At 68.8% G+C, this 23,378-nt stretch carries 21 protein-coding genes; 11 read left to right on the top strand and 10 right to left on the bottom strand.

Annotated features, from left to right (window positions below):
- Nucleotides 1-69 precede the first annotated feature (69 nt).
- The 5 genes from Ate02nite_RS24785 (at nucleotide 70) to Ate02nite_RS24765 (ending at nucleotide 5,660) form a co-directional block, all read left to right on the top strand.
- A complete protein-coding gene (locus Ate02nite_RS24785) occupies nucleotides 70-1,542 on the top strand; it encodes a dynamin family protein (protein WP_239147656.1) in 1,473 nt (490 codons plus the stop codon).
- Complete coding sequence (locus tag Ate02nite_RS24780; RefSeq protein WP_203809501.1) at nucleotides 1,539-3,338, top strand: dynamin family protein; 1,800 nt, start codon at nucleotides 1,539-1,541, stop codon at nucleotides 3,336-3,338. Before Ate02nite_RS24785 ends, Ate02nite_RS24780 begins: the two co-directional genes overlap by 4 nt.
- Nucleotides 3,335-3,844, top strand: coding sequence for a hypothetical protein (locus Ate02nite_RS24775; protein ID WP_203809499.1), 510 nt, complete (start codon nucleotides 3,335-3,337; stop codon nucleotides 3,842-3,844). The genes Ate02nite_RS24780 and Ate02nite_RS24775 overlap by 4 nt, the downstream gene beginning before the upstream one ends.
- Nucleotides 3,845-3,921: 77 nt before the next feature.
- Complete coding sequence (locus Ate02nite_RS24770) at nucleotides 3,922-5,304, top strand: MFS transporter (protein WP_203809497.1); 1,383 nt, start codon at nucleotides 3,922-3,924, stop codon at nucleotides 5,302-5,304.
- Nucleotides 5,304-5,660 carry a GntR family transcriptional regulator gene (locus tag Ate02nite_RS24765; RefSeq protein WP_203809495.1) on the top strand — a complete coding sequence of 119 codons (357 nt, stop codon included), beginning with the start codon at nucleotides 5,304-5,306 and terminating at the stop codon, nucleotides 5,658-5,660. Before Ate02nite_RS24770 ends, Ate02nite_RS24765 begins: the two co-directional genes overlap by 1 nt.
- Here Ate02nite_RS24765 and Ate02nite_RS24760 read toward each other — a convergent pair.
- A complete protein-coding gene (locus Ate02nite_RS24760; protein WP_203809493.1) occupies nucleotides 5,638-6,105 on the bottom strand; it encodes a group II truncated hemoglobin in 468 nt (155 codons plus the stop codon). The genes Ate02nite_RS24765 and Ate02nite_RS24760 overlap by 23 nt on opposite strands.
- Nucleotides 6,106-6,159: 54 nt before the next feature.
- Here Ate02nite_RS24760 and Ate02nite_RS24755 point away from each other — a divergent pair, with 54 nt between their 5' ends.
- A complete protein-coding gene (locus Ate02nite_RS24755; RefSeq protein ID WP_203809491.1) occupies nucleotides 6,160-6,486 on the top strand; it encodes a winged helix-turn-helix transcriptional regulator in 327 nt (108 codons plus the stop codon).
- A gap of 45 nt (nucleotides 6,487-6,531) precedes the next feature.
- Here the strand turns inward: Ate02nite_RS24755 and Ate02nite_RS49845 are convergent, their stop codons facing one another.
- Both Ate02nite_RS49845 and Ate02nite_RS24745 read right to left on the bottom strand, forming a co-directional pair.
- Nucleotides 6,532-6,708: a hypothetical protein gene (locus tag Ate02nite_RS49845; protein WP_354262531.1), complete on the bottom strand. Its 177-nt coding sequence runs from the start codon at nucleotides 6,706-6,708 to the stop codon at nucleotides 6,532-6,534.
- A 431-nt stretch (nucleotides 6,709-7,139) separates the two neighbouring features.
- The gene (locus tag Ate02nite_RS24745) at nucleotides 7,140-7,586 is read right to left on the bottom strand and encodes a MarR family winged helix-turn-helix transcriptional regulator (RefSeq protein ID WP_203809487.1); all 447 of its coding nucleotides are present in this window, start codon (nucleotides 7,584-7,586) and stop codon (nucleotides 7,140-7,142) included.
- 180 nt (nucleotides 7,587-7,766) lie between these two features.
- Here Ate02nite_RS24745 and Ate02nite_RS24740 point away from each other — a divergent pair, with 180 nt between their 5' ends.
- Nucleotides 7,767-8,591 carry a class I SAM-dependent methyltransferase gene (locus Ate02nite_RS24740; RefSeq protein ID WP_203809485.1) on the top strand — a complete coding sequence of 275 codons (825 nt, stop codon included), beginning with the start codon at nucleotides 7,767-7,769 and terminating at the stop codon, nucleotides 8,589-8,591.
- Between the two features lie 292 nt (nucleotides 8,592-8,883).
- Nucleotides 8,884-12,027 carry an IS21 family transposase gene (gene istA, locus Ate02nite_RS24735; RefSeq protein WP_203809484.1) on the top strand — a complete coding sequence of 1,048 codons (3,144 nt, stop codon included), beginning with the start codon at nucleotides 8,884-8,886 and terminating at the stop codon, nucleotides 12,025-12,027.
- 120 nt (nucleotides 12,028-12,147) lie between these two features.
- Here the strand turns inward: istA and Ate02nite_RS24730 are convergent, their stop codons facing one another.
- Nucleotides 12,148-13,179, bottom strand: coding sequence for a DUF4365 domain-containing protein (locus tag Ate02nite_RS24730; protein ID WP_203809483.1), 1,032 nt, complete (start codon nucleotides 13,177-13,179; stop codon nucleotides 12,148-12,150).
- Nucleotides 13,180-13,521: 342 nt separating this feature from the next.
- Between Ate02nite_RS24730 and Ate02nite_RS24725 the strand changes: the two genes are divergently transcribed.
- Nucleotides 13,522-14,022 (top strand): hypothetical protein, encoded by a 501-nt coding sequence (locus tag Ate02nite_RS24725; RefSeq protein ID WP_203809482.1) that lies wholly within the window; start codon nucleotides 13,522-13,524, stop codon nucleotides 14,020-14,022.
- A 43-nt stretch (nucleotides 14,023-14,065) separates the two neighbouring features.
- A complete protein-coding gene (fxsT, locus tag Ate02nite_RS24720; protein WP_203809481.1) occupies nucleotides 14,066-17,086 on the top strand; it encodes an FxSxx-COOH system tetratricopeptide repeat protein in 3,021 nt (1,006 codons plus the stop codon).
- A gap of 225 nt (nucleotides 17,087-17,311) precedes the next feature.
- Here fxsT and Ate02nite_RS24715 read toward each other — a convergent pair whose 3' ends face one another.
- On the bottom strand, nucleotides 17,312-18,937 hold the full coding sequence (locus Ate02nite_RS24715) for an acyltransferase family protein (protein WP_203809479.1): 1,626 nt from the start codon (nucleotides 18,935-18,937) through the stop codon (nucleotides 17,312-17,314).
- 147 nt (nucleotides 18,938-19,084) lie between these two features.
- Here Ate02nite_RS24715 and Ate02nite_RS24710 point away from each other — a divergent pair, with 147 nt between their 5' ends.
- Nucleotides 19,085-19,561: an NUDIX hydrolase gene (locus Ate02nite_RS24710; protein ID WP_203809477.1), complete on the top strand. Its 477-nt coding sequence runs from the start codon at nucleotides 19,085-19,087 to the stop codon at nucleotides 19,559-19,561.
- 79 nt (nucleotides 19,562-19,640) lie between these two features.
- On the opposite strand, the gene Ate02nite_RS24705 is transcribed toward Ate02nite_RS24710, so the two are convergent.
- The 5 genes from Ate02nite_RS24705 to Ate02nite_RS24685 are packed head-to-tail and all read right to left on the bottom strand — an operon-like array spanning nucleotide 19,641 to nucleotide 23,378.
- The gene (locus Ate02nite_RS24705) at nucleotides 19,641-20,150 is read right to left on the bottom strand and encodes an NUDIX hydrolase (protein ID WP_203809475.1); all 510 of its coding nucleotides are present in this window, start codon (nucleotides 20,148-20,150) and stop codon (nucleotides 19,641-19,643) included.
- On the bottom strand, nucleotides 20,150-20,641 hold the full coding sequence (locus Ate02nite_RS24700; RefSeq protein ID WP_203809473.1) for a GNAT family N-acetyltransferase: 492 nt from the start codon (nucleotides 20,639-20,641) through the stop codon (nucleotides 20,150-20,152). Before Ate02nite_RS24700 ends, Ate02nite_RS24705 begins: the two co-directional genes overlap by 1 nt.
- On the bottom strand, nucleotides 20,635-21,549 hold the full coding sequence (locus Ate02nite_RS24695; protein ID WP_203809471.1) for a DUF3626 domain-containing protein: 915 nt from the start codon (nucleotides 21,547-21,549) through the stop codon (nucleotides 20,635-20,637). The genes Ate02nite_RS24700 and Ate02nite_RS24695 overlap by 7 nt, the downstream gene beginning before the upstream one ends.
- Nucleotides 21,546-22,382, bottom strand: a complete 837-nt coding sequence (locus Ate02nite_RS24690) for an undecaprenyl-diphosphate phosphatase (RefSeq protein WP_203809469.1) — start codon at nucleotides 22,380-22,382, stop codon at nucleotides 21,546-21,548. Before Ate02nite_RS24690 ends, Ate02nite_RS24695 begins: the two co-directional genes overlap by 4 nt.
- Nucleotides 22,383-22,436: 54 nt before the next feature.
- A complete protein-coding gene (locus Ate02nite_RS24685) occupies nucleotides 22,437-23,378 on the bottom strand; it encodes a tyrosine-type recombinase/integrase (RefSeq protein WP_203809467.1) in 942 nt (313 codons plus the stop codon).

Here is a 23,378-nt window from a genome sequence, read left to right as displayed (position 1 = left end):
GGTCTTGCCATTGTCGCCGACAGTGTGCACGGCTGACGAGTCGACGTGAGCGGCCCCCTCAGTTCAAGCGTGGCGACTCTCTGTGACGAGATAGCCGCGCGGACCGGCATAGAGGCCGGTAACCAGCTCAGACAGATCCGCGACCGGCTCGGCGAGCCGTTACGCGTTGCTATTGCCGGTCGATTGAAAGCCGGAAAGTCGACACTCGTCAACGCCCTGATCGGGCGGCGGGTGGCCCCCACGGCCGTGGGTGAATGTACGAGAGTGGTCACTCGCTTCCGGTACGGACCGGCCGACCGGGTCGACGTGGTGTGCCGCGACGGGCAGCGCCGCAGCCTCCCGCTGGACGACGACGGCATGATCCCGCAGCGCCTCGGCGTGCCCTCGTCCCGGGTGGCGTACGTGGACGTGACCTTGACCAGTGCGAAGCTGCGCGACCTGACCGTGGTCGACACGCCCGGCCTGGCCTCGACCGACGCGGTGGTCTCGGCGCGGGCCGAGGAAGCCGTCGGGGTGTCCACCGCCCCGTTCGACGCGGACATCGACGCCGCGTCGGCCGGCGAGGTCGCCGCGGCCGAGGCGGTCGTCTACGTGTTCACCCAGGCCGTGCGGGCCGACGACGTGCGCGCCCTGGAGGCATTCCGGGACTCCTCGGCCCGGCTGGCGTCCAGCCCGATCAACGCGCTCGGCGTGTTCGGCAAGGTCGACACCCTGGCCGGCGGTCCCGGTGACCCGTGGCCGATCGCCGGCCCCCTGGCCGAGCAGCAGGCCGCGCTTCTCGCCCGTACCGTCTCGGATGTTGTTCCGGTCGTTGCCCTTCTGGCCGAGACGGCCGAGGCCGGCCGGCTCACCGACGCCGACGGCGCCGCCCTGCGCGAGTTGGCGAAACTGCCGATGGAGCAGCTGCGGGTCCTGCTCGCCTCGGTGGATCTGTTCCGGTCGCGGCCGGCGCCGATCGACGCGGCCCGCCGGGAACGACTGCTGACGCTGCTGGATCTGTACGGCATCGGGTTCGCCCTGGCGCAGTACGCGGCCGACCCGCACCTGAGCACCGGCGAACTGTGCCGCCGGCTGGTCGCCGCGTCCGGTTTCCCCCGGCTGCGGCAGACCCTGGAGGAGTCGTTCCGGTGGCGGGCCGACGCGATCAAGGCCGGCTGGGCCCTGGCCCGGCTCGAACGCCTGGCCGGGCACACCCGCGACGTCAAGGACCGGGAGATCCTCCGCGACGCCGTCGAACGGCTGCTGCGTGACCCCGCCTACCACCGGCTGCGGCTGATCGACGCCGCCCAGCGGGTCGCCACCGGCGCGGTCCGGCTGCCCGCCGACTGGGAGGCCGAACTGACCCGCCTCGCCACCTCCGAGGACCCCCGCTGGATCCTGCGGCTGCCGGACGCCGGCGCCGACGAGGTGGCCGCCGCCGCCCGGCAGGCCGCCAACCGCTGGCGGGTGTACGCGGTGGCCGGCGCCGGCCCGGCCCAGTCCCGGGTCGCGCAGGTCGCCCACCGTGGCTTCCACCTGCTCGCCCAGCAGGCGGCCCGATGACCGGCGACCTGACCAAAACCCTCGACACCGCGGTCCGCGACACCCTCGCCTACGTGCGCGCGGCCGACCCGGACGCCGGGGCCGACCTGGCCGAACTGCGCCGCCGGGAACTGATCCGCCCGTCGCTGGTGGTCGTCGGCGAAACCAAACGCGGCAAGAGCTCCCTGATCAACGCCCTGCTCGGGGTGCCCGGCCTGTCCCCGGTCGACGCGGCCGTGGCCACCGCCACCTACCTGCAGTTCGTGCCCGGCCCGTACGCGGTGCGGGCCTGGCTGCCCGGCTCACCCGACCCGATTCCGGTCGACGACCTGCGCGCCTGGGCCACCGGCGAGCAGAAAGCCCGCCGGATCGAGGTCACCCACCCGGCGCCGCTGCTGCAATACCTGTCCCTGCTCGACACCCCGGGGGTCGGCGGGCTCGACCCGGCGCACGCTACCGTCGCCCTGGCCGCCGTCGACAAGGCCACCGCGTTGCTGTTCGTCGCCGACGCGTCCGCCCCGCTGTCCGAACCCGAACTGACCTTCCTGGTCGCCGCCAGCGAACGGGTCGACGCGGTCGTCTTCGCCCTCACCAAGATCGACGCCTATCCGGGGTGGCGGCGCATCGCCGAGGACAACCAGGCCCTGCTGCGCGCGCACGCCCCGCGCTTCGCCGAGGCCCCCTGGTTCCCGGTGTCGTCGTCGCTGGCCGAACTCGCCCGGCAGTCCCCGCCCGGCGAACAGGCCGCCCTGGTCGACGCGTCGAAGATCGCCGAACTGCAGCACGCCCTGGTCGACCTGGCCGGCCGCGGCCACCAGCTGCAACTGGCCAACGTGCTGCGCGCCGCCCGCGGCGAACTGGCCCGCCTGGTCGACGCCGCCCGCGCGAAGGTGCAGGCGGCCGAGGCCGACCCGGCCCGCAGCGCCGCCGTCCGCGCCGAACGCTCCGCCCTGGCCGCCCGCAAGCGCACCGAGTCCCGGCAGTGGACGCTGCTGCTGAGCACCGAGACCCAGCGGGCCAGGGTGGAGACCGTCGGCCGGCTGCGCACCCACATCGCCACCCTGCAGCAGGACTTCTCCACCCGGATCGACACCGGCCGCGGCGAGACCCTGTCGAAGCTGCCGGACGCGGTCGACGCCGACCTGCAGGCCCTGGCCGCCGTCATGTCCCAGCGCCTCGAAGAAACCTTCCAGCAGGTCGCCGAGAAGGTCCTGGCCGAGGTGTTCGACGCCAACGAGCGGGCCGGGATGCTGGGCCGGCTCAACGCCACCCTGCGGCACGCTCTCGCCGCCTCCCCGCCCCGCGACGGGTCCGGGGAGAACATGCTGATCGCGCTGTCGGCCGGTGGGATCGCGTTCATGGCCGGCCGCGGTGCCATCCTCGGCGCGTCCGCCCTGGCCGTCGGTGGTGTGCTGGTCCCGGTGGCCGGGATCGGGCTGGGGCTGGCCGCCGGCGGGTACGTGCTGTGGCGCCGCCGGGTGCAGACCGACCGGCAACAGGCCCGGATCTGGCTGCGCGACGTCCTCGGCGAGGCCCGCGCGGCCCTGGCCGACGAGATCGCCAACCGGTTCACCGATCTGCAATACGCACTGAGCGTCGCGGTTGACGACGCGGTCGAACGGCGGCTGCGCGACCTGGACGCGCACATCGCCGAGATCGACGCGGCGGCGGCCGAGGACGCCGCCGGCCGGGCCAAACGCCGGCAGGCGGCCCAGCAGGAGCTCGATGGCGTACGGGCGAAACTGCGCCACACCGATGACGTGCTGATCCGGGCGCGGGCACTGACGCCCGTCCCGCAAGACGAGGAGAACCGATGACGGATCACCACGACTTCGCCGACCACTTCGGCGACGACCACCACGACGACCCGCTGCCGTTCGACGACGACCACCAGCTCCCCGACGACCACGTGACCTGGGAAGACCACCACGTGGAGATCCCGGAGCACGAGGATCTGCCGTTCGACGACCACGTCGCGCACGTGGTCGACGACCACGTCGTCGTGGAAGAGGCTCCGGTAGCCGACATTCCGGACCTGCCCGAGGTGGAGCTCAGCGACAGCGTGTTCCCGCCGGCCGTCGACGTCGGCGAACTGCCCGAACCGGTCGACGGGTTCCCCTGGATCGACACCGGCAGCCTCGGCCTCGCCGACATCCAGGCCGCCCTGCACGAGGCCGACACGACCGACCCGGTCCAGCCCGCCGAACTCGCCGAGTACGCCGGCACCGACCTGCCGCCCGGCGCCGACCCGTGGGCCACCCTGGCCGAATCCGACGATCCCGCCACCGCCGCCCTCGCCAAGTGGTGGTCGCAGCAGAACTGAGTACGCGGCCTCTCCCACCGCCCGGTCGCGGGATGGCAATATGACCCGCGCCACCAACGACGACCGGGAGCACATTGATGGCCGCGACCACCGGCACCCCCACCGACAGACCCGCGGCCGGCCGCCGGGAACGCACCGGCTGGTACTTCTACGACTGGGCCAACTCGGCGTTCTCCACCACCGTGCTGACCGTCTTCCTCGGACCGTTCCTGACCAGCGTCACCAAGGTCGCCGCCGGGTGTGAACTGGGCGCCGACGACTGCACCGGGCGGGTCCACCCGTTCGGGATCTCGGTGGCGGCGGGCTCTTTCTACCCGTACGTCGTCAGCCTCTCGGTGTTCTTGACGGTCTTTGTTCTTCCGGTGATGGGGGCGATCGCCGACCGTGCGCCCCGCAAGAAGCTGTTGCTGGCCGTCACCGCGTTCATCGCGTCCGCCGCGACCATCTGCTTCGCGTTCGTCACCGGCGGCAACTACCTGCTCGGCGGCCTGCTGTTCCTGATCGCGAACATCTCCGGTGGGGCGTCGATCGTCGTCTACAACTCGTTCCTGCCGCAGCTGGCCGGCCCGGACGAACGCGACAAGGTGTCCAGCCGCGGCTGGGCCCTCGGGTACCTCGGCGGCGGTCTGCTGCTGGCGTTCAACCTGGTCGCGGTCACCATCCTGTCGATCGACGGCAACGATCAGCGCACCCTCGACATCGCCCGCTGGTGCATCGTGTCGGCCGGCGTGTGGTGGGCGTTGTTCACCCTGATCCCCCTGGCCTGGCTGCGTGAACACCCGGGCGCCGAGTCCACCGGGGTCCGCGGCAACGTGCTGATCGACGGGTTCAAGGAGTTGGGCGGCACGATCCGCAACATCCGAGCGTACCCGCTGACCTTGTTCTTCCTGCTCTCGTATTTGATCTACAACGACGGCATCCAGACCGTCATCGCCCTGGCCAGCCAGTACGGCACCGAGGAACTCGACCTCGAACAGTCCACCCTGATCATCACGATCCTGCTGGTGCAGTTCCTCGCGTTCGGCGGCGCCCTGCTGCTGGGGGCGATGGCCGCGAAGGTCGGCGCCCGCAAGACCGTGCTGTTCAGCCTGGCCCTGTGGCTCGGCGTGGTGGTCGCCGCCTACTGGCTGCCGGCCGGCGAACCCCTGCCGTTCATGCTGCTCGGTGTCGCGATCGGCCTGGTCCTGGGCGGCAGCCAGGCCCTGTCGCGCAGCCTGTATTCGCAGCTCATCCCGGAGGGGCGCGAGGGCGAGTACTACGGCTTCTACGAGATCAGCGACAAGGGCACCAGCTGGCTCGGCCCGCTGCTGTTCGGCCTGGTCTTCCAGCTGACCAACAGCTACCGCTTCGGCATCATCTCCCTTGTCGTGTTCTTCCTGGTCGGTGGGGCGCTGCTCGCGATGGTGCCGATCCGCCGCGCCATCGTCGCCGCCGGCAACACACCCCCCAAACTGCTCTGATGGACATCACGATCGACCCGTACTCGCCGACGCCGCCGTACGACCAGGTACGGCGGCGGATCGCCACGCTGGCGGCGGACGGGGTATTGGCGGCCGGCACGAAACTCCCGCCCGTGCGCATCCTGGCCGCCGACCTCGGTCTGGCGGCCAACACGGTGGCCCGCGCCTACCGGGAGCTGGAGGCGGCCGGGCTGGTGGAGACCCGCGGCCGGGCCGGCACGGTGATCACCGCCCGGGCCACCGGCACGTCGGTGCAGGCCCAGGCGGCCGCGGTCGCCTACGCCGAGCGGACCCGGGCGCTGGGCATTCCGCCGGAGACCGCCCTCGCCCTGGTCAAGGCTGCGCTGGCGGGTTGAACGGGGGTGCGACGCCCCAGCCCCAGTGCGGCACCGGGGCGTCACGGACCACGTCGGCGCCCGGCTGCGAGTTGAGCCGGGCCAGGCGGGTGCCCCACTCGATGTAGCCGAGGAACGCCGCCCGGAACTCCGGATCCTCCGGCAGGCCGGCCTCGTCGGCGGCGTCCTGGATCAGGTTGACCCAGCGGCGCCGCTGCGGCTCGGTGATCGCCATCCCGACATGCTTGGCCACCATGTGCGGGTAACCGCCGTGCTGTGCGGTGTAGGCGGCCGGCCCGCCGAACACCTCGGCCAGCCACACCGCCACCCCGCGGGCGTGCTCCGGCGACATGTGCGCGAACAGCGGGCCGAGCAGGTCGTCGGTGACCACCCGGGCGTAGAAGGCGTCGGTGAGCCGCTCGAACGCCTCGGTGCCGCCGGCCCACTCGTACAGCGTCGGTGTCATGTGGATCAGCTGACCAGCCGGGCCGGTGGGCCGCAAGTACGCACATAATGGTGCGTGCCCAAGCGATACAGCTGCCCGGTCGAGCTGACCGTCGACGTGGTCGGCGGCCGGTGGCGCACCGTGATCCTGGCCCGGCTCAAGGAGGGCGTGCACCGCTACGGCGAACTGCGCCGCCTCACTCCCGGCATCAGCGAGAAAATGCTCACCCAGCGCTTACGCGAACTGGAGGCCGACGGCCTGGTGATACGCCGCGACCACGGCACGGTCCCCCCGCACGTCGACTACGACCTGACCGACGAGGGCCGCACCCTGATCCCGGTCCTGCAGGCCCTCTACGACTGGGGAGTGGCCCGAGCCGCCCGCACCGGCGAGCCCTTGTAGCGCCGCAGTCAGGTTTCCGCCTGTGCGGTGACGGCGGTTTGAGGCTCAGTCCTCGGCGTAGTGCGGTGTCATGTCGTACTCATCGACGTCCAGGACCGCTCCGGTGGCCTGGAGGAAACTCAGAACCTCACGGTCGAGATGCCAGCCGAACAGGTTCGGGGTCGCACCGGCGGCATCGCTGCGATCGTGCTGCTCGGCTTCCTGGTCGTTGAAGTAGCGCACGACTTCCAGGACGGCGCCGGATTCGTCGTCCTCGGTGTGCAGGCGGCCGGCCAGTGCGGCGATCGCCGCGGTGTGCGGCGCGAGCCGTTCGATGAAAGGATAGAAGCTGCCGCGATCTGCTGGTGCCCGTTTCGGCAGGGCCTGGAGTCGCCGGCTGCCGCATGATCGCTGGCGACGGGCGGGACTGGTTCTGAGCGCAAGAAACGGTCCCAGTTGGGCTCGAGTTAGGTGTCCGCCGTCTGCGCACGGATTTCTGTGGGCGTGAGTTTGGGACCCACCCTGGTTGTGGGAGCTTGGTGTGGCGTTGTCGCTGACGGCGGATGCACTCGGGCCGGGTAGAGGGGCACGGCGAGGTGGTGGCGAGGGCTTCGAGCAGGGTCGAAACGGTGTCACCTGGGATGCCTTTGCGCCCGACGGTTTCGTCAGGGTGATCAGGATCGTGGCGGGACGGGGAGCTGTGCGGTGATCTTGTTGAGGATGGTGTTGAAGGCCACCCGTTCCGTGGCGTCGAGCGGGGCCAGGATCGCTTCGCCGACTGCTGCCATCGCTTCGTCGAGACCGTCGGCGAGTGTCAGGCCTGCCGGGGTCGCGTAGACCCGTTTGCTGCGCGCGTTGCCGGCTTCAACGCGGCGTTCGATGAGGCCTCGGCGTTCGAGGCCCAGTAGAAGGCTGGACACGCTCGCTTCCGTCGTTCGGGTCAGCGCCACGATATCGCGCTGGATCACCCCGGGATTGTCGACCAGGTATCGCAGGACGACTGACTGTTGGAAGGTCAGCTCACGCTCCCGCAGCCAGTCCTCACCGGCCTTGGCCTGCGCCCAGCCAATCCAGCGGAGCTGATCGAGTGCCTGCTCAGCTTTCCCCTGCGCCACTTCCATACTCAGAACTCTAACCTTCCCTCCGTTATCGCCCCATGGGCAAACGTTGCCGGTGACCATAACAGGGCCGATTGCCGGTCTTGACACTTAGATAGCTAAGGCTTAGGCTTCTAAGTGTTGTGGCAGAGGCGCCTACATGACCCTCGAAGGGATGGGAAATCCATGATGCAGGAGAATCCGATGCTGACGATGATCCGCGAGGTCTGCGCGCTTGGGCGAGCGGAGTTCGCCCGTCCGCACACGCCCGATGGCGACGACGCGGCCCAGCGCGAGCTGGTCCGGGGCATGACTGCGGACGACCCGGACGGGCAGCCCAGCGATATCAAGCTGTCCCTTGATCTGCTGGCACCCCGGGCCCCCTACTTCGATCAGGGTGTTCTCGATGCCATCGCCACCGGACACCGCCAGATCGTCAATGTCGGAGCCGGGTACGACGATCGCGCCCTGCGCTTCCGGCACCCCGAGGTGACGTACTTCGAGCTTGACCTGCCGCACATCATCAACGACAAGCAGCGGCGGCTGGCCGCGATGGGCGCCGACACGAGCAAGCTCTCGCTCATCCCCGCCGACCTGCACACCGACAACGCCGCGGACCTGCTGGCCGGCGCGCACCACGACGCCAGTCGGCCGTCGCTGTTTCTCGGCGAGCACCTGCTGCTGTTTCTCGACCCCGATGACGTCGCCCGGCTGCTCGACGCACTGTCCCGCCGCGCCGCCCCGGGCAGCACGCTGGCGATCACCGCCGAAGTCCACCCCGCCGGGCTGGACTCCCCGCACGTCGTCGACACCGTCGATGAGGTCATGTTCGGTGGTGCCGGCCCGCTGCGCACCATCAAGTCCCGCGACGCATGGCTCACCCTGCTGCAAGGCACCGGCTGGAAAGTCGACAACACCGATGAGGTGACTGCCGTCAACCACTTCGAGCTCCCGGTGGACGGACAACCAATGCTCATCCAGACTCAGTTCCTCACCGCGACGGCCCAACCCCGCCACACTGCCGGCTGACCCGCCGGCGCTTCGGCGGGTCGGCGCGGAAGCCGCCGGCCCGCTCGGCGATGCCGGGTGAGCGCGATACCCGCCTCCCAGGACGCAGACCGCTGCGAACGTCATGGCGCCATCCGTCCGTCGCCACCGTCGCCCGGTAAAGCCGGGCTTCCCGTCGCCCTTGAGATGGGGGTTGGCCTGCGTTTTGGTCGCGATTTCGGGTCCCACCTCGATCGGGTGGATTCGATGTTCACGAGTTTCGGACCCACCCGGGCAGGTGGGAGCATCGGCAGGTCTGGACGGGAGCGCGCCGATGCCGCTGATGTCGAAGGTCGACCTGTTCGCGGCGATCCGCCGCGACGCCCGCGCGGGAATGTCGGTGCGGGCGATGGCCGGCAAATACGCCGTCAGCCGGCGCACGATCCGCGCCGCTCTGGAGTCGGCGTGGCCGGCGCCGCGCAAGGCAATGCCGCCGCGGGCGTCGAAGCTGGATGATTACAAGACGATCATCGACGACATCTTGCGCACGGATCTGGACGCGCCGCGCAAGCAACGGCATACGGTGACCAGGATCTATGACCGGCTGATCGCCGAGCACGACATGCAGGGCGTCTCCTATTCGGTGGTGCGCCGCTACGTCGCCGACCGCAAACCGAAGATCCGCGTTGAGGCCGGCCGCGGACCGGTCAACGTGTTCTTCCCCCAGACCCACCGGCCGGCCGAGGAAGCGGAAGTCGACTTCGGCGAAGTCACCATCAACCTGCGCGGCGAGCCGGTGACCTGCATGCTGTTCGCCCTGCGGCTGTCCTTCTCCGGCAAGGCCGTGCACCGAATTTTCGCGTCCGGCGGGACCGAGGCGTTCCTGGAAGGCCACGTCCACGCCTTCACCGTGCTCGGCGGCGTCCCGACCGGGAAGATCCGCTACGACAACCTGCGGGCCGCGGTCGCGCAGGTCCTCGGCTTCTCCCGGCAGCGCGTCGAAACGACCCGCTGGACCGCTTTCCGATCGCATTTCTCGGTCGACGCGTTCTACTGCCAGCCCGGTCTGCAGGGCGCCCACGAGAAGGGCGGAGTCGAGGGGCAGATCGGCTGGTTCCGCCGCCGCAAAGCGTCGTTGCAGGCGGTGCTCGACTGGCTGGAGCTCTATCCCGGGCAGACCTGGCAGCAACGATGGGACGCCACCGGCGCCAGCCGCGACGGCCAGCGGGATTGGCGGCTCCAAGTGTCAGCCGACCTTGCAGCAGCCGGGCTCCTGGACCGGCACCCGGGCTACGTCCGCAAGATCCTCGGCACGGGCCTGATCCAGCTGATCGGCGGCGACTACCTGCGGCCGTCGCTGGGCTGGCTCATGGCCACCTCGTCGCCGTTGCGGATCGCGAACGAAATGGCCAAGGTCCGTGACCCACAGGGCATCGCCGACCTGCGAGCCGCTCGTCTGCTCAACACGGTCGGCGACGCGACCATGATCCCCGCCATCGAGAAAATCGCGCTGATCATGGCGGCCAAGGGCGGCGCGGTTCGCGACGTCACGATCGGCGACTGCCTCGAGTCGATGAGGATCAGCAGAGAGGTGTTGCCCGGACAAACCCGGTCCAGCCCGGTCTTCTATCAACTGCTGCACGCAACCGGGCATTTTCCCGCCGACGCCCCGCCCACCGTCCGCATGTTCAGTCCGGTGTTCGCCGGCCAGGTCCCTGTCGAGCAGCTGGTCGACCGCTATCAGGTGACCTGCCGGCCGGTGCGGGACCTGCTGGTCGACTACCTGCGTGAGCGGCAACCCGCGATCGACTACGGCACCCTCACGTCACTGGCCACCACGTTGGTGCTGTGGTTCTGGAAGGACCTGGAACGCCATCAGCCGGGCATCGACTCCCTGCGGCTGAGCCCCGAGACAGCCGCCGCCTGGAAACAACGGATCCGCACCCGGATCGTCCGGTCCCGCGGCGCGGACGGCGAGATCATCGAAACCACGGTCGAGCGCGGCACCGCCGCCGATGCCCTGACCACGGTGCGCAGCTTCTATCTCGATCTCGCCCAGTGGGCTCTTGACGACCCGGCCCGCTGGGGGCCGTGGGCCGTCCCGTGTCCGATCCGGGCCTCCGATATCCAGCACAAGAAGATGAACTCGCGTCGCAAGGCCCGCATGGACCAGCGCACCCGCGACCAGTTGCCGGTCCTGCCAGTCCTCGTCGAGGCCGTCGACCGCGAGCGCAAGGCCGCTGCGGCCCGCCTGGCCGCAGCCCGGACGGCCCAACCCGGGGCGACCTTCACCGTCGACGGCGTCACGTTGCGGCTCGCCGTTCTTCACCGCCACTCGCCGCGCGTCTGGGCCGAAGAACCGGTCACCGGACACCGCCACGACCTGATCCGGGAGGAAGACAACGCGTTCTGGGCCTGGGCCGCAGTCGAGGTGCTACGCACCACCGGGATCCGGGTTGAGGAACTCACCGAACTCTCCCACCACAGCCTGGTCCATTACCAGACGCCGGCCAGCGGCGAGCTGATCCCGCTGCTGCAGATCCCGCCGTCCAAAACCGACGAAGAACGGCTGCTGGTCATCTTGCCGGAGCTGGCCGACATGCTCTCCGCGATCGTCTGTCGAATCCGCAACCCGGACGGCAGCGTCCCGCTCGTGGTCGCCTACGACCACCACGAAAAGGTCTGGAACCCGCCGATCCCGCTGCTGTTCCAACGCGCCATCGCCCTGGAGACCCGGCCGATCCCGATCGCCGGGATCCGCATCCTCATCAGCGACGCCCTCTCCCGCACCGGACTTACCAGTTCCACCGGCCAGCCTCTGCAGTGGCGACCCCACGACTTCCGGAGAATCTTCACCACCGACGCCATCATGAACGGGATGCCGCCCCATATCGCTCAACTTCTATTGGGGCACAAGGACATAAACACCACCATGGGCTATAAAGCCGTCTATCCCGAGGAAGCAATCAACGGGCATCGGGCCTTCATCGCCCGCCGCCGCAGCCTGCGCCCCAGCGAAGAATACCGCCACCCCACCGACGCGGAATGGGACGAGTTTCTCGGCCATTTCGAACGCCGCCGGCTCGCCCTCGGCGACTGCGGCCGAGCCTATGGCACCAGCTGTATTCACGAGCACAGCTGCGTTCGTTGCCCACTCCTTCGCGTTGATCCCGGCCAGCGGCAACGCCTGATCGACATCCGCGACAACCTCACCGCCCGCATCGCCGAAGCCCAACATGAAGGCTGGCTCGGCGAAGCCGAAGGACTCCGCATCAGCCTCGCCGCCGCCAAGGAGAAGCTCGCCCAGACCGACATCACCCGCCAACGACACACCACGGCCATCGAACTCGGCATGCCGAGCTTCCCCGGCATCACAGCACGCACCATCACCGCGCAAGCAACTCCACCGACCGCGAGCGCAGAAGACTGCGACGGCGGGGCTGTCGACCGACCTCCGTCCATCACTCACGATGAGTAACTGGTCGACGTGGGCTGGCGCTCGGATCGCGGCTGAAGAGCGCACCTGATCTTGGTGAATACGCATCGGAAGGCCGGGTCTTTCCTGAATATGGGTCGCCCCGCGGCCCGGGGTATCCCTTCACGCAATCTCAGCCTCGGACACACAATCGCAGACATCACACAAACCGCTCGATTCGTCGAGAAGCAGCCCATGAACGATGTTTCCGAACTGAATGGCCATGGCGCCGTCGAGAGCAGTGCCACTCTTTTCCTGAGCCTGCCGGATGCAGGCCATTCCGATCGCACGAAAATGCCGGAGCGCCTGGGGGGTGGAGCCCTCCGGAAGAACGTCTGGCATTGGTATCTCGAGGCAGTCCGCCAGATCTGTTTCAAGGCGCTCTTGGAAGGCGGAACTCACTGCGGCCGGAGAACCTGGACTTTTCTCCAGGATGCCCAGATCAAGCATTGCGTTGACAGCAAGGTAGATGCTAGTTAATTTGTACGGCTCGACTTCGATGATTTGTCGGCTAAGATCTGCTAGTTCATTATTGCGTTCGATGTGCGATACTAAACTTTCGAGAACCCGAACGTGCGTGGCATAATTGTCGAGCCGGGCATGCCAGCTCAATCGGTGCGCGACGGCGACGTCAAATCGATTGTTCGCTGCGATGGGGAACGGGAGTTCGGCTCTCGCCTGAGCGTCGACACTCCAGACGCCGTGCCGCGCCAACTCGACCTGGAACTCCATACTCGGTATCTCCGTGAACCATCCCATCTGGTTGTCGATGTCCCATAGCACCACAACTACGAGATCGACGCCGCGGATCCACCGCCCGAGGTGACCGGGCTTGATCCTTACATTGCGTGACCCGCGCCCGTTACGGAAGCTTTGACCCGTCCTCTGCACACCTTTTACCTGGACCCAGATTCGACTGGCATCCATTATGTCGCCCAGGCAGGTCTGCACCAAAAGGTCCTCGCCATAGTCATGCTTTATCTCATCGACTGCGGCACCAGCTTCTTCCCAAATTCGTCGAACGGCCGTGACCGCCCGATCTCCATTCTTATGTTGGATCTTTCTGGTTGGCATATAATTCAATCCTTGGCGCGTCAAATAAATATCTTTGCATGAATGGGATTCCGGGGTATAAACGGGCCACTTTCGAAACATCGGTCATCATCATAAAACCGGCTTTGGCTTCCAAGTCGCCGGGTTGGCCTCATCGCAGTGACTGTGTCTCCAATATCGTCCCGGAAGACCCTAACCAGCCTCCCTTAACGCCCCGTATCAACCGATCGGACGACACTCAAGGTTCATAATGACCTTGTCGCTTGGGCGACAGTACAAGCTCGGATGCAAGTGCGGTCTCAACAACATCGCTCCTCGCATTCGGTGGCTCTCTGTGCTGACGCCAGCCCAGCCGTCAACTGGTTGCTGAGCTCGCGGATGCCTGATACCGCTCCTGCGCACTCGACACCGTACGCGGGTGCAGTGTCGTTCACAAAGCACGATGTGACCGAGATGCCGCTTCCGGGTGCACCCACTGACCTTATCTACTGTCGATTTCTGCTGTCCCATCTCACCGAGCCGGCGTATGTGGTCGCTCTGTGGATTACACAGTTGCACGAGCGGGGACTACTGTTACTGGACGAGGTCGAGTACGTACGCACCCGGCACCCGGTTCTGGACCGATATCAGGAGGTCGTCGTCGCCTATCTGGCTCACTACGGCAATCGGCTCGAGGTCGGGTCCACGCTGGACGCCGTCGATGCCGGCTCGTCGGCAATTCGCCTTTCGAGCACGGTGCGTGAGGTTCGGCCAAGTACCGATCAGGTCGCCACGATGTTCACTAACAATCTGGCCGTCTGGCGGAACGACGAATTCCTGACCGGCCGATTCACTGCGCAGGGCTTGGCCGACCTCGAGTCGGACCTGCGCGGGCTGATCGGTTCCTCGCAACGGCTCGACGCGGTGTGGGGCATTCGCCAGATCGTCTTCCGGCGGAACCACTAGCGAGCGGCCCCCGATCATGGCTGAGGAGCGACGTCAGACGGACTTGCTCATCAGTTTCATCCGCCAGGATCAGGCGTGGGCGGGCTGGGTCGGGACCGTGCTCACCCGGGCCGGGATGACGGTCGCCCGGCAGTGGTGGGACTTCAGCCCGGATCAGGACTACGACGACCTGGCCGGACAATCGGTGCGGGAGGCGAGCACGATCGTCGTGCTACTGTCGCCGGCCTTCGCGAACTCGCTGTACGCCAGCCGGGAATGGCTGGTCGCGCTCCGGCAGCGGACGTCCGATGGGTCGCCAGTGATCGCCGTCGTGGTCGAACCGGCGCCGGTGCCCGAGGTTCTGCGGTTCGACCGCATCATCGACCTCGCCGCGGCCGAGCAGGATGAGGAACTGGCGCGGACGCTGATCGTCGACGGTATCGTGCCCCTGTCCATGCGGGATAGCCGTCCTCCGGGGGCCGCGCCCCCGCCGCGTTTCCCCGGCCGGCCCGCACCGATCCAGAACCTGCCGCCGCGCAACCCGAACTTCACCGGCCGTGTCGCCGAGATCGACCGCCTGCATGCCGCGATCTCCGCACGCCTGGGACCGGCCGTGGTGACACCCGCGCAGACGGTTCACGGGCTCGGCGGCATCGGAAAGACCCAGCTGCTGATCGAGTACGCGTATCGCTTCGCCGTCGAGTACGACATCATCTGGTGGATCCCGGCCGAGCAGAACGAGTCGATCTCGACCGCGATCACCGGCCTCGCCAGTCAGATGGCGATCACCCAGCACAACTTCGTCGACGACACGGTGACCGCCGTGTGGAACGCGCTCACTCAGCGCGGCCGCTGGCTTCTGATCTTCGACAACGCCGATTCGCCGGAACAGATCGAGAAGTACTGGCCGCCGCAGTCCGGCCACGTCCTGATCTCCTCGCGCAATCCGAGTTGGCGTCGGGTCGCCGCTCCGGTCGAGCTACCGGTCATGCGGGAGTCCGAGGCGGTCGCCTTTCTCGGCAAGAGGCTGCGCGGCGATCAGGGCCCGGACGGGAGCGCCGCGGCTGAGGACGATAGGCGTGCGGTCGCGTGGCGGCTCGGATACCTCCCGCTGGTCCTCGAGCAGGCTGCCGCGTACATGGAAGACACCGGCCTGGAACCGGCCGACTACCTGGAACTGCTGGCCGAGGTCGGCGAGCGGGAGATGCTGGACCGTGGGCGACCGGCGTTTCACCAGGACAACATGAACCGGACGCTGGATCTGAGCACGGAGGAGATCCGGAAGTCCCCCGAGGCCGCCGCGCTGCTGACGCTCTGCTCGTTCCTCTACCCGGATGACCTGCCCCGGGACCTGCTGGCCCGGCACATTGGCAAGATGCCCCGCGAGCTGCGCCGAGATCTGAGCGTGCGCCTGCGATTCGACGACGCCGTCGGGGTGCTTTCCCGCTACTCGATCGTCTCGGCGGCGAACCGCGGCATGCGTATCCACCGGCTCGTGCAGTCGTACGCGCGAGAGCGGCTCAGCAACGAGGAACAGGTGACGTGGATCAACGCCATCGCGGCGTGGATCATCACCATCGCACCCACCGACGACCTACGGATCGACAGCCGGAACCAGGCGGATCGCCTCGTGCCCCACGTACGCGGCCTGGTCGACCATCTCAAGCTTCTGCTCGACACCGACGCCGCGAGCGGAATCGAGGTGCCCATCTTCGTCCGCCTCTTCGATCTAGCCGGGGTGTACCTCCACCGCGTCGGGCGTCTGGCCGACGCGGACGGTGCTCTGCGTCGCGCCCTGACCCTGATCGAATACCTTCCGCCAGGGCCGGACCGGGCACTGCAGGAGGCACGGCTGCGGAGCAAGCTCGGCGGCGTTCTCCACGATCAGGCATCGCCCGGTGCCGTCGAGCAGCTCCTGGACGCCCTGCGCGAGGCCGAGTCGAGCGGGGTCGCGCCTGCCAAGACTGCCACGATTCGCAGCCGCTACGGCCGCTACCTGCAGGAGACGGGCAAACTCCGGCCCGCCGAGGAGGAACTTGAGCGAGCCCTGGCCGACGCTAGTGGGGGCTACCCGTCCGACTCGCCGGTGATTGCGGCCATCTGCAGCAACCTCGGCCGCACGCTGCAGGACCTCGGCCGGATGCCGGACGCGCAGGTCCAATACGAGAAGGCCCTCGCCATCACCGGCCGGAGGTTCGGTGAGAACGACGTCCGGGTTCCGCCGCGCCGCAACGACCTGGCCGGCGTCCTGCAGTACCGGGGATTCTTCGAGGACGCGGTGCGGCAACTCGAATCCGCTCTGGACGCCACGTGCACGGCGTATGGCGCGCGCCGGATCCCCCAGGCACTGCCGATCTTCGTGAACCTCGGGGCGGTCCGGCACGATCTGGGCGACCACGCGGGCGCGCACGACGCCTTCGAAGAGGCCCTGACGGTCGTGGAGGCGCTCGGCCTGGCCGACCACGCCTCGTCCGCCGTCCTCTACACGAACATCGGGGCTCTGCTGCTCGCCGAGGGCCGAGGCGAGGCGAGCGAGCAGTGGCACCGGCGTGCGCTAGGTGTGATCCGCGAGCCCGGGCCCCGGACCGGCACCTGGATCCTCGTGATCCAGAACAACCTAGGACCGGCGCTGTACATGTCGAACCGAGCGGAGGAGGCCCTCGACACACTCGGAGAAGCACTGCGGACCTGTGAGCGGACGTTCGGCCCCGACCATCCTCGCACGGCCGCCGTCCGGAGCGCCTTCGGCAACACGTTGCTCCGGCTGGGGCAGCCGCGAGCGGCCGCGTCGGAGCAGAGGACCGCCATCGACGACACCGAACCGAAGTACGGAAGTGACCATCATCGTATGGCCGTCTACCGCAACAATCTGGGCCTGGCGATCCACGCTCTCGGCCGGCACGACGAGGCCCGCCGGGAGTTCGCAGAGGCCGAGCGGATCGCGTTCGCCAAGTTCGGTCCCGACCACCCGGGCGTACGACTCATCACTGGCAACATCGTCCTGCTCGACGCGGGCGAACCGCCGGTCGCGGAGCTCCACGTCACCCTGCGCATCCACCAGCGGCTGCGCGCGGTCGACGGCTGATCCTAGGCTCTGCGAGTGCAGACCGCGTCGCCACGCGAGTGGAGACCTTCTCGGAGAAGAACCGGGTGACGCTGGCGGACGTGAGCGAGTCGAGCTGGGTGTCCAGGGACGACCGAACGGTGGAGGCCCCGGGCGTAGCCGATCCGGACGTGCCCGACCGGCACTGCGCCGCCCCGGCCGCTGTCGGCCCGCCCCGGTCGTGCCGGGCGGCGACCAGCGCGCTGGTCATCGCCGGCCGGGGTGGGGCGGTTGCGGCCGGTCGCCGGTTCGGGGGTGGCCGTTCACGGTCGGCTGGGCCGGCAGTTGTTCGGTGATCTCCTCGTATCGCCGGACGCCGGAGCCCCGGCGGATCTGCTCCCACGGGGTCGATGGCCGGCCGGTGCGTTGCGGGCGGCCGCCGGTCGCACCACGCGCCGGGATACCCGTGCCGTTAACCGGCCCTGTGCCGTTAACCGACCCCGTGCGGCTTACCGGCCCCGTGCCGTTCCGCGCGGCCGAGCCGTTCACCGACCCCGCGCCGTTTACCGCGGCCGAGCCGTTTACCGCGGCCGAGCCGTTTACCGCGGCCGAGCCGCGCGCTGACGGGACCGATGGGACGACTCGTGCCGGGTTGGTGGCGCCGCTGGTGCGGGGGACGCGGTTGACGGTCAGGCCCGGGCCCCGGTGGCCGGCGGACATGTCGCGGTCCGCCCAACCTGTCGGAGAGCCGACGGCCGCGCCGACGAGTTCGGCGGTGTCGGCCATCGGGCCGGCCATGGCGGGAGCCGGAGACACCGGAGCAGCGGGTGCCGCGGCCGGAGCGTCGCGGCGGGGTTCCGCGGCCGACGAAGGCCAGGGCAGGAAGCGGGGCTTGCGGCGGGCGGCCAGGTCTTCGACCCAGCCGAACATCAGGACGGCGTTGGCCAGCAGGACCAGGGCGATGACCGCGTAGCCGACCTCGAAGAAGCGGCCGAGACGCCACACCTCGAAGACGTCGCCGATCGCGAAGCAGAACGCGATGGCGATGTTGTTCCACAGGTAGATGGTCACCGCGCGGGCGTTGATCAGCGACACCCACTTGGTAAGGCCGGGGCGGCGTTCCAGCCACGCCATGCTCGGGTTCCAGCGCAGCAGCGCGAGCACGAAACCGACGTTGTAGATGGCGTAGGCGACCGGGATGTACTTCAGGCCGCCGTCGTCGGGGTGGGTGTGCGACCAGTACAGGCCGCCGGCCACACAGGCTGCGGCGAGCGGGATGACGACCATGGCGGGGATGCGGCGCAGGGTGCCGTCACGGTGGGCGAACCCGATGATCCAGCAGGCGGCGAAGACGAGCAGGTCGGTGCCGACCTCCTCGATGGCGTCGGCCGGCCAGATCGGCCACACGGTCAGCGCGGCCATCAGGGCGATGGGCAGCAGAATCGTGGCGAGCCGGGCCTTCTTGTACAGCCACAGCAGCACCGGTGACAGCATCACCAGCCACAGGTAGGTCACCAGGTACCACAACACCTCCGCGGCCTGCAGGCCGAAGGTGCTCGACGGCGGGTCGGCGAACGGGATCAGCCAGGTGATCAGGTGCCACAGCGGCGGCTTGTTCTCCCAGCCGACCAGGAACATGGCCGGCACCACCACCGCGGCGAGCATCCACAGCGCGGGCAGCAGCCGCCGCACCCGCCCGTAGATCACCTTCAGCGGGTTGGGTTGCTTGGCGAGGGAGTTCGCCATCAGCGACCCGGCGAGGGCGAACATGACTCCCATCGACGGGAACGCGAGTTCCAGCACGACGAACGGGAACATGTGGAACACCGACACGCGCACGATTGCCAGGACTCGCAGCAGATCGAAGTAGCGATCTCGGGTGGGTTGTGCCACGACGCCCTCCCGGGCAACGAAGAGTCGGGGCGTCGGTCCAGCACGGCTCCCGGCGGCCGGGAAGAGCCGCGGCGTCACGCTATGACCGCATTTTTGGCATTCGCTGTGGCATACCTGTCAGCTGGCACAGCAGATAATCTTGCGGGCATGCCCGCCTCCCCCTACGTGACGGCCATGCGCGCCCACGTCGGTAACGACCTGCTCCTGCTGCCCGGCGCCGCCGCGGTGGTCCGTGACGACGAGGGCCGCGTCCTGCTGATGCGCCGCGGCGACGACGGCCGGTGGGGCCTGCCGGCCGGCATGATCGAGCCGGGCGAGCAGCCGTCCGACGCGGCGCTGCGGGAGGTCCTGGAAGAGACCGGCATCATCGCCGAGATCGAGCGGGTCGGCGGGGTCGGCATGCACGAGACCGTGTATCCCAACGGGGACCACTGCCAATACCTCACGGTCTGGTTCCAGTGCCGGGCGGTCGGCGGTGAGGCCCGCCCGGACGGCGACGAGTCGCTCGAGGTGGGCTGGTTCGCGCTGGACGCCCTGCCGCCGCTGGGTGAGCGCACCCTGTTACGCATCACCACCACCGAGGACCCGCTCGCCCCGGCCTGGTTTCCGCCGCCTTCGGTGTGAGTCATGGGGTCAACCCTGGCGGAGCGTGAGATCCAGGGCGATAGGGCTAGGCCTACTTTTCGGGTACCCCAGGCCGTACCTACAGAGCGTCTGGCCTGGTCAGAGCCGGATGCGGCGGCGCCAAGGCCGGCTGGAACCAGGCCGGGCCGCCGGCCGACGCGGTAGCCAGACGCAGCTGCCCCCACTCGTCCAGCGGCGGCAGCGCGGACAACGCGAACCAGCCCACCTCCAGGGATTCCTCCCCGTCGGCCCGCAACGACCCGCCGACCGCCCGGCACCGGAACCACACGTTGAAATACTCGCAGCGGTCCCCGTTCGGATACTGCACCGGGTGCGTGGCCACCCCGCCGACCGACGAGATCACCGCGACGATCCCGGTCTCCTCCAGGACCTCCCGCAGCGCCGCGTCCGACGGCTGCTCGCCCGGGTCGACCATCCCGGCCGGCAGCGACCACTGCCCGTTGTCCCCCCGCCGCATCAACAGCACCCGCCCGTCGCCGTCGAAGACGACAGCGGTGGCCCCCGGCAGCAGAATCACCCCATGCCCGACGTGGGCACGCAGGCGGTCAACGTACGGCGGAACACCCATCACAAACTCCAGATCCAGTCCGGCCCGTCCTCGCCGGGCGTGTCCAGATGTTCCGCCCGCCGCAGCCCCGCCCCGGCCGCCACCCGCGCCGACGCGACATTCGCCGGCCGCACCCGCGCGATCACCGGGTACGGCTCCGACCGAGCCACCCCGAGCACCGCCGCGACCGCCTCCCCGGCCAGACCCGACCCCCACGCCGCCGGTTCGAGGCGGTAGAACAGGTTCAGCACCGGCTCGTCGTGCAGCCGCACGACCTTCACCCCGCAGAACCCGATCACATGCTCCGACCCGCGCCGCCGCAGCACCCAGTACCCGAACCCGTACCGTTCCCAGTGCTCGATCCAGCCCTGGCACCGCTCGACCGCCTGCGTCCGGGTGGCGATCATGTCGCCCGGGTTGTGTTCGCAGGCCAGCCGGTCCTGATGGATCCGCAGGACCGCGGCGGCGTCGGCGAGCACCGGCCGGCGCAGTTCCAGCCGTGCCGTCAGCACGCCGGCCTGCCGAACAGGACCAGGATGTGCCACAAATATTTGATCAGCTGCAGCCGGGCCGGGTCACCGGCCGACTCCCGGGCGGCCCGACCGATCACCTCGGCGTCCAGCCACGCCACCCCGTACCGCTCGGCCACCGAAGCAGCCAGCGGCGGCACCTCCGGCCCGCGCACATCGGCCGGGAACGCGTCCGGGGCCAGACGGAAACCCGGCGACCAGGCAAGCTCCGGACCCAACGACGACAACAACGCCTCGTACGGCGTACCCCGGAAGGAAGGGTCGGCCACGACGGCCGCGACATCCCCGCTCAGGGTGATCCCACCATGGATCTGTGCCTCGACGTAGTCGTCCAGGGCCCGCCCCGCGGCCGGGCGCGCCGCACCCAGCGCGGCCACCCACGCGTCCGCGGACGGCGCCGCCAGGTTCAGGGCGCGCCCGGTCCGGGACACCTCGTCGAGCAGCGCCGCCCACACCGCACCGAACGTATCGGCCGTCCCCACCACCGCCGGTAACGACACACTGTCGCCGTGACTGAACGTGGCCCGCCCCGACACCTCCGGCCGTAACACCAGATGGCAGCTACCGAACCGCGGCGACGCACCGTCCGGATGGCCCGCCAGATTCAGCCCGCCGTAGACCGGCCGCCCGGCCGGACCCGCGTACACCCCGGGGAACATGCGTTCCTCCCAGGCCAGGCGGTCCCCGCCCAGGCCACCGTTGGAGATCCCGGTCTCGAACTGCGTCCGGTAGATCCCCTCGGCCGCCAGCCGCGCCGCCACCGTCGAACCGTCCGCGAGCAACCGGTCCGGATGGAAACTCACCGTGATCACCGCCCGGTCGAACAGGCCCGCCGGGCCCGGGGCCGGAAACCGCCCCCGGACGTACGCCAGGGCCTGCTGGGCGGTCACTTCGGCTCGATCGCGCCCGTCGCCAGCAGCACGATCAACAACGAACCCAGGACTACGCGGTACGCGATGAAAATGCTGTACGAGTGCTTCGAGATGAACTTCAGCAGCCACGACACCGCAAAGTAACCGACGACGAACGACACCAGCGTCGCGGTGATCGTGTTGACCCAGCCGACACCCGCCGAGATCTGCGGCGCCTCGTCGTGGACCTGCAGGATCGTCGCCCCGAACAGCGCCGGCACCGACAGGAAGAACGACAACTTCGTCACCGTGACCCGGTCGAAGTCCCGCAACAGACCCGCCGACATCGTCGCCCCCGACCGCGACACACCCGGGATCAGCGCCAGGCACTGCGCCGTCCCGATGATCAGCGTGTCCTTCCAGGTCGTGTCCCCCTCGTGCCGCACCTGGGTAGCCGCATGATCGGCGAACGCCATCACCCCCGACCACAGGATCAGCGCCCCGGCCACGAACCACAGGCTCCGCAGGGTCGTCTCGATCGTGTCCTGGAAGGTCAACCCGACGATGCCGATCGGGATCGTCCCGATGATCACCGCCCAGCCGAACCGGTAATCCTGATTGTCCCGCGCCGGCTTGCTGAACAGGCCCTTGAACCAGGCCGGAACGATCCGGGCGATGTCCTTCCACAGGAAGATCAGGGTCGCGAACACCGCACCCGACTGGATGATCGCCGTGAACGCGGTGATATCCGGCGAATCGATCTCATACCCGAGAAGCTTCTCCACGATGGTCAGGTGACCGGTGCTGGAGATCGGGAGGAACTCCGTAAATCCCTCCACCGCACCCAGCAGCACCGCCTCGACAATGTTCACACCCGACCGCCTTTGTCCCGAACCCCTGACCGCCGGAAAGCATAGGGGGACGCGTCATCCCTGAGCGCGGCGGGCACGCGCCGCCGCCAGGGTGTAGGCCGGATCACGATCAAGGTTGTGCCGGTCCCGGTCATAACGACGGGTCGTCCGCGGATCGGCGTGACCCATCGCATCCTGCACATCCTCCAGCGGCACCCCCTCCGACCGGGCCGCCGTCGCGAACGCGTGCCGCAACGAGTGCGGCGACAACCGATCCGCCGCGGGGATCCCCGCCTCCCGGGCGAGTCGCCGGATCAGCCGGAACACCGCATGCCGATCGATCCGCCCACCCGTCGACGTCAGGAACAACGGACCGTCATCACCACCACGCGACACCAAGTAATCGTCGAGGGCCACCGCCGCGTCCTCGGTGAGCACCCGCCGTCGCGGACGGCCACCCTTACCGACGAACCGCACCGTCCGATGCCCACGCTCGGAACCCACATCCGCCAGATCCAGGCCCACCAGCTCACCCACCCGCAAACCCAGGTCCGCCAGCAAGGTCACCACCGCCCGGTGCCGCGCGCCCGCTGCGCGGGCCACCGTCAGCAGCGCATCGACCTCCTCCGGCGACAGACCCACCGTCGCCGAATGATCCCGAGAAACGTACGGGCGGTCCGCCCCGGAAACCGGATTGAACTCCACCGCCCGCAACTTCACCAGGAAGTCATACCAACTCGACAAACCCGACAACTTACGGGCAACGGTGGCCGCCGCCAGCTTCCGCGCCTCCAACCCCCGCGCGTACGCGTTCACATCCAGGAACGACGCCCGCAACGGCTCCACCCCACGCTCCGCGCACCACGCCAGCCACCCGGCCACATCACGCCTGTACGCCGCCCGCGTGTGCTCCGACAACCGCCGATTCGCCAACCACGCCTCAGTGACCTGCTCAGCCGCACCCAACTCCGCGACCGCGCCGCCACCCTGCCTCGGCACCACCTGCATGCCGCCCAT

The organism is Paractinoplanes tereljensis (assembly GCF_016862435.1).
GTDB lineage: Bacteria > Actinomycetota > Actinomycetes > Mycobacteriales > Micromonosporaceae > Actinoplanes > Actinoplanes tereljensis.
Note: the sequence above shows the minus strand (reverse complement) of the source record. Positions and strands in the feature narration are given on the sequence as shown.

Coding starts and splice junctions, on each gene's coding strand:
- Ate02nite_RS24780 (WP_203809501.1), top strand. CDS start 1,539: ATGACCGGCGACCTGACCAAAACCCTCGACACCGCGGTCCGCGACACC.
- Ate02nite_RS24775 (WP_203809499.1), top strand. CDS start 3,335: ATGACGGATCACCACGACTTCGCCGACCACTTCGGCGACGACCACCAC.
- Ate02nite_RS24770 (WP_203809497.1), top strand. CDS start 3,922: ATGGCCGCGACCACCGGCACCCCCACCGACAGACCCGCGGCCGGCCGC.
- Ate02nite_RS24765 (WP_203809495.1), top strand. CDS start 5,304: ATGGACATCACGATCGACCCGTACTCGCCGACGCCGCCGTACGACCAG.
- Ate02nite_RS24760 (WP_203809493.1), bottom strand. CDS start 6,105: ATGACACCGACGCTGTACGAGTGGGCCGGCGGCACCGAGGCGTTCGAG.
- Ate02nite_RS24745 (WP_203809487.1), bottom strand. CDS start 7,586: ATGGAAGTGGCGCAGGGGAAAGCTGAGCAGGCACTCGATCAGCTCCGC.
- Ate02nite_RS24740 (WP_203809485.1), top strand. CDS start 7,767: ATGCTGACGATGATCCGCGAGGTCTGCGCGCTTGGGCGAGCGGAGTTC.
- istA (WP_203809484.1), top strand. CDS start 8,884: ATGCCGCTGATGTCGAAGGTCGACCTGTTCGCGGCGATCCGCCGCGAC.
- Ate02nite_RS24730 (WP_203809483.1), bottom strand. CDS start 13,179: ATGTTTCGAAAGTGGCCCGTTTATACCCCGGAATCCCATTCATGCAAA.
- Ate02nite_RS24710 (WP_203809477.1), top strand. CDS start 19,085: ATGCCCGCCTCCCCCTACGTGACGGCCATGCGCGCCCACGTCGGTAAC.
- Ate02nite_RS24705 (WP_203809475.1), bottom strand. CDS start 20,150: ATGGGTGTTCCGCCGTACGTTGACCGCCTGCGTGCCCACGTCGGGCAT.
- Ate02nite_RS24685 (WP_203809467.1), bottom strand. CDS start 23,378: ATGGGCGGCATGCAGGTGGTGCCGAGGCAGGGTGGCGGCGCGGTCGCG.